General features: G+C 61.5%; 4 protein-coding genes (1 of these 4 cut by a window edge). 2 read left to right on the forward strand and 2 right to left on the reverse strand.

Translation table 11 applies throughout. The features are described from left to right. Both B3797_RS08090 and B3797_RS08095 read left to right on the forward strand, forming a co-directional pair. Nucleotides 1–801, forward strand: an 801-nt coding sequence (locus B3797_RS08090) for an FAD binding domain-containing protein (RefSeq protein WP_311790825.1), incomplete at its 5' end; no start/stop codon positions are given. A gap of 24 nt (nucleotides 802–825) precedes the next feature. Beyond that, a complete protein-coding gene (locus B3797_RS08095; protein WP_311790826.1) occupies nucleotides 826–3,093 on the forward strand; it encodes a xanthine dehydrogenase family protein molybdopterin-binding subunit in 2,268 nt (755 codons plus the stop codon). 44 nt (nucleotides 3,094–3,137) lie between these two features. Here B3797_RS08095 and B3797_RS08100 read toward each other — a convergent pair whose 3' ends face one another. Together B3797_RS08100 and B3797_RS08105 are read right to left on the reverse strand one after the other, a co-directional pair. Next, on the reverse strand, nucleotides 3,138–4,184 hold the full coding sequence (locus B3797_RS08100) for an SDR family oxidoreductase (RefSeq protein WP_126689412.1): 1,047 nt from the start codon (nucleotides 4,182–4,184) through the stop codon (nucleotides 3,138–3,140). 113 nt (nucleotides 4,185–4,297) lie between these two features. Next, nucleotides 4,298–5,098, reverse strand: partial view of an MFS transporter gene (locus B3797_RS08105; RefSeq protein ID WP_311790827.1) — the 3' portion only. It continues 405 nt past the right edge of the window; the window shows 801 of its 1,206 coding nt (coding positions 406–1,206); the start codon falls outside the window, past its right edge — the gene reads right to left on this strand; its stop codon occupies nucleotides 4,298–4,300.

Below are 5,098 nucleotides of genomic sequence, written 5' to 3' on the forward strand. Positions count from 1 at the left end.
ACGCTGCGCATCGGCGCGCTGGCGCGCATGAGCGACGTAGAAAACCATCCTGAATGTCAGCTATCCGCGCCTGCGATTTATGACAGTCTCTGGCAGGCGGCCTCGCCGCAGCTGCGCAATATGGCCTCGATAGGCGGCAATCTGCTGCAGCGTACCCGCTGCGTCTACTTCCGCGACCCGCACACCTTTTCCGCCTGTAATAAGCGCCAGCCCGGCTCTGGCTGCGCCGCGCGCGACGGTGTTAATGGCAACCATGCCATCCTGGGCACCAGCGAAAGCTGCATCGCGGTTTATCCCGGCGATCTGGCGGTCGCGCTAACCGCCTTTGATGCGGTGGTGATTGTGCGCAACGCCGCACAGCGCGAACGACGCATTCCCATAGATGAGTTCTTCCTGTTGCCGGGCAACACGCCGCACCTGGAGCACGATCTGGCGGCGGATGAGATGATCGTGGCGGTGGAGCTGCCGTTAACCGCCGCGCTGCGCCATTCCCATTATCTGAAGGTGCGCGATCGCAGCTCTTACGAGTTTGCCGCCGCCAGCGCGGCCGTCGGCATTGAGCTGGATGGCGATCGCATCCGCGACCTGCGCATCGCCGTCGGCGGCGTGGCCACCAAACCCTGGCGCGCCCGACACGTCGAAGGCGCGCTGCGTGGCCAGCCGTTCAGCGAGCAGACCCTGCGCCGCGCCGCCGAGCTGGTGGTACAGGACGCCGAAGCGCTGCCGCAAAACCAGCATAAAAAGCTGCTGGCGCCGCGCGCCATCGCCCGCGCGCTGATGAAAGCGGGCGGCATGGCTTAACAGGCCGAACAGAGAGGATAAAAAATGGATACGGCAGAAAAAAACTTTCAGGCGCTGGGCGAAAAGCGCGAGCGCGGCGACGGCGCGGTCAAGGTGACCGGTCAGGCTAAGTATGCAGTGGAATACCAGCCGGAAAATGTCGCCTACGGCGTAGTAATCCAGTCTACCGTGGCCAGCGGACGCATTATCCGCATGGAAACGGAAAAAGCGCGCCAGGCACCAGGCGTGCTGGCGGTCTATACCCACCTTAACAGCCTGAAGATCAACAAGCCCACCGGCATCGCCGACGGCGGCGCGGCGCAGTCCACCTATACCCCCATCCAGGACGATAAAATCATTCATAACGGCCAGAATATCGGCCTGGTGGTGGCAGAAACGTTTGAGCAGGCGACCTGGGCTGCCAGCCTGGTAGAAACGGAGTATGAGACTGAACCGGCCTTGATTTATCCGGACGATCCGCGCGCCGAACGCAAAGAAAACAGCTCGACCAATATCGATCTCGGCGATGCCCATCAGGCGATGGCGCAGGCGGAAGTGAGGATCAACGCGCGATACGCAACGCCGCGCGAATATAATACGCCGATGGAGCCGCACGCCTGCATCGCCTCCTGGCAGGATGACCGGATGACGGTCTGGGAGCCGAGCCAGTGGGTGATGGGCGCCCAGAAGGAAATCGCCGAGTGGCTGGGCATCGCCGTCAGCCAGGTGCGCATTATCTCTCCCTATGTGGGAGGCGGCTTCGGCTCCAAACCGGTGCCCTATACCCACGTCGCGCTCGCCTGCGTCGCCTCGCGCGCGCTGGGGCGGCCGATCAAAGTCTCTTTAACTCGCCCGCAAACCTTTACCGGCCTGGGTGGTCGTCCGGCAACCATTCAGAATCTGGAGATGGGCGCCTCGCGCGACGGCAAAATTCTGGCGATTATCCATGACGGCCTGAGCGATACCTCGATGATCGATACCTTCGCGGAGGGCACCAACAAAGCGACAGGCCGTCTTTACGCGGTGCCGAATGTCTATTCGCGTCACTACGTCGCGGCGATCAACACCGTCACGCCAGGCTGGATGCGCGCGCCGGGAGAGAACCCGAGCACCTATGGCCTGGAAGTCGCCATGGATGAGATGGCTTATGAACTGGGGATCGATCCGCTGGAGTTCCGCCTGCGCAACTGGGCCGATCACGACTATCAGCTCAATGCGCCCTGGAGCACGCGTCGTTTGAAAGAGGCTTACGCCGCCGCCGCCGAGGCGTTTGGCTGGGATAAACGCAGCATGGCGCCGCGCTCAATGCGCGAAGGGCGGGAGCTGATTGGCTGGGGAATGGCGACCGCCACTTATCCGGTTAGCCGCTCGCCCGCCGAAGCGAAACTGATTTTCCACAGCGACGGCAGCCTGGTGGTGCAGAGCGCCGGAGCGGATATCGGCACCGGCACCTATACCATTCTGGCGCAGACCGCCGCCGAGGTGCTGCAAATCCCCTCCAGGCAGATCCGCGTCGAGCTGGGCGATACCGATCTGCCGCGCGCTGGCGTGGCGGGCGGTTCGCAGCTGGCGGGCAATCTCACCGCGGCGGTGCACAAAACCGCGGAAGCGATGCGCGAAAAACTCTTTACGCTGGCGACCGAATCGCCCGGCTCGCCGCTGTTCCAGGTTGAGCGCGAGCAGCTGGTGCTACGCGATGGCGCAGTGCGCGTGAAAAGCCAGCCCGATCGCGCAGTGAGCTATGACAAACTGGTGAAGCTGAATGATTCGCTTACGCTCTCTGTGCTCTCTGGAACCTTCTCGCCGGATGAGAGCGAAGAAGATCGCGATCAGGCGGTGCATTCCATGTCGAAGATGACGCGGCCGGAGGCGTTCTCCGCGCACAGCTGGGGCGCGCAGTTCGTTGAGGTGCGGGTAGACGAAGATTTTGGCACCGTAAGGGTTAAACGGCTGGTCTCCGCGTTTGACAGCGGCCGTCTCTATAATCCTCAGCTGGCGCGCAGCCAGTGGATTGGCGGCATGGTGATGGGGCTGGGTCAGGCGCTGCTGGAAGGGGGTGTGATTGATCCGCGCAACGCGCGCGTGATTAATAACAACCTGGCGGACTACCTGATCGCCGTGAATGCAGACGTGCCGGAGATCGTTGCCATTGACGTCGGCGAGCCGGACTACCACGCAACCCTGATGGGCGGCAAAGCGGTCGGCGAACTGGGCATTGTGGGCATGGCGGCTGCCATCAGCAATGCGGTCTATCATGCTACCGGCAAGCGCGTGCGCGATTTGCCGCTCTCCCTTGATAAGCTGATCGACTGACGCACAACGGCGATGCCTTTTCGGCATCGCCGTGTTACTCAGGCTTAAGGGATCAGCCTGCTGCTGCGCATCGCGTCCAGATGTTCAATCAGCACCTCATCGGAGCGTTTGATCATCGCATCGAAGCCCTCCTGACGCGCTTTGGTCACATCGAATATGGCGTCTTTCTCTACGTGAAAAATAAAATCGCCGAAGCCCCCCAGCGCCAGCCGGTCGATATCGCGCTCCTTTAGCTGCGCTTTATCGGCAATCGAAGCCCAGAGCGGTTTAAGCGCGCTGAGTCGCTCGCTCAGCGAAATCGGCTGCGCCTCGCCGACGGGCACGCCGAACCAGTCGGCCAGTTTCGGCCAGACGTGACTCCAGCGAAAGACATCGCCGTTAGTGATATTAAACGCGCCATATTTCCCGTTTTCGGCGGCCCAGATGGCGCTCTGACCGAGAATGCGGCTGTCGGTGATGTTGACCAGCGTATTGCGCCAGGCATCATCAGGGCCGGGGAAGTGCAGGGCGGTGCCGGTTTCACGGCACAGCGTGCCATAGACGCCAATCAGATTACCCAGGTTCATCGGCGAGCCGAAGGAGTGGCCGATAACAATATCCGGACGCAGCGCCGTCCAGCCTATTCCCGCTTCATCGCCCACTTTCCTGGCGTAGTCTTCGTGGCGGAAATAGAGGTTAGGCGGAAAATGACGGCTGTCCTCTTCCCGCGCCGGCGTGCGGTAAACGCCCAGATGCGCGCCGTAAACCTTTCCGCCCTGAACGAAAATAATGTGCTGCAACGCCGACCCGGCGGAACGAACCGCCTCAATCAGATTTTCAAACATCAGCGCGTTGATATCCGCTTCCACGCCGGGATTAGGGTCCTGGCGCAGGGCGGCATAAAAGATATGGGTAACCGATTCGAACGCCTGGCGGTGTTTGCTGAGATCCTCAGCGGAGCTCAGATCTGCGCTGAGGTGAGGTGAAGCGTGAGGGCTCTGCGGCGATCTTCCCAGCGTGGTGATGCGCCAGCCAGCGTGATGAAAGGCATCGTGAGCGGCAAAGCCGACTACGCCGCTCGCGCCCACTAAAAGTACATGCCTGTTATGCATAGATCTCTCCGTCTGGTTTTAATGAAAGGAAGCTTGTCGCTTTTTGCATGTGTAAGCGTAGAAGCTGACAGCGCCCCGATCGAAAAAGGGGCGACAGAAGAGCACTAAAACGGTTAATCGCTTTCGCAGAGAGAGGCGGCTCTGGCTGGCGTAAAGGCGCGCTTTCGCAGCCGCTCTGAAATTCTCAGGCTGAGAAGCGCAAGCAGGATAAAGCCGACGGAAAGCACCACCAGCCCATAAAAACCGGCCACAGGATAGATCCAGGAGGCGACCGCCGAGCCGAAACCAATACCGCCGAACATAAAGGCGCTGGTGAGCGCCAGCGCGATACCGCGATGGCGGGCCGACGACAGCTCCACGATCCGACGCTGCTGGCTGGGCCAGAGCAGATCGGTGGCGAACGCCCAGAAAACCAGCGCCAGCAGCAGCAGGCCCGGCAGCTTAGGCAGAAGGGCGATAAGCAGGGTGTCGAGGATAAGCAGGGCCATGCCCCTTATCAGCAGCTGTTCGGCGCGCAGCCGGGACGCCACGCGCGTGACGTAAAGGTTTCCCAGCACGCCCGCTACGCCCAGCACCGCCAGCGCGGCGGAAACGGTATGGGGGCCACCGGCATAGGTATCGCGGATCAACGGCGCGATAAACGCATAAAAGCTGTAGACGCCAGAGGTAATAAAAAACACCACCAGAAAGGCAGAAAGCGACTTGCCCTCAGCCAGCACGCCAGCCATCTCTGCAAGACGTATACGCACGCCCGCGCTCTTATTCGGCACGCTCAGCAAAATGTTCAGTCCGCTCAGCAGGCTGGCCAGCCCGACCAGGGCAAAGAGCGCTTTCGCGCCCCACAGACCGGCTACCCAGGCCGCGAGCGGGATACCGGCAAGGCTCGCCATCGAGACGCCCAGCAGCACCATGCC

Origin of the sequence: Pantoea sp. UBA5923, from assembly GCF_002431095.1 — a bacterium.
Classification (GTDB): Bacteria; Pseudomonadota; Gammaproteobacteria; order Enterobacterales; family Enterobacteriaceae; genus Pantoea; species Pantoea piersonii.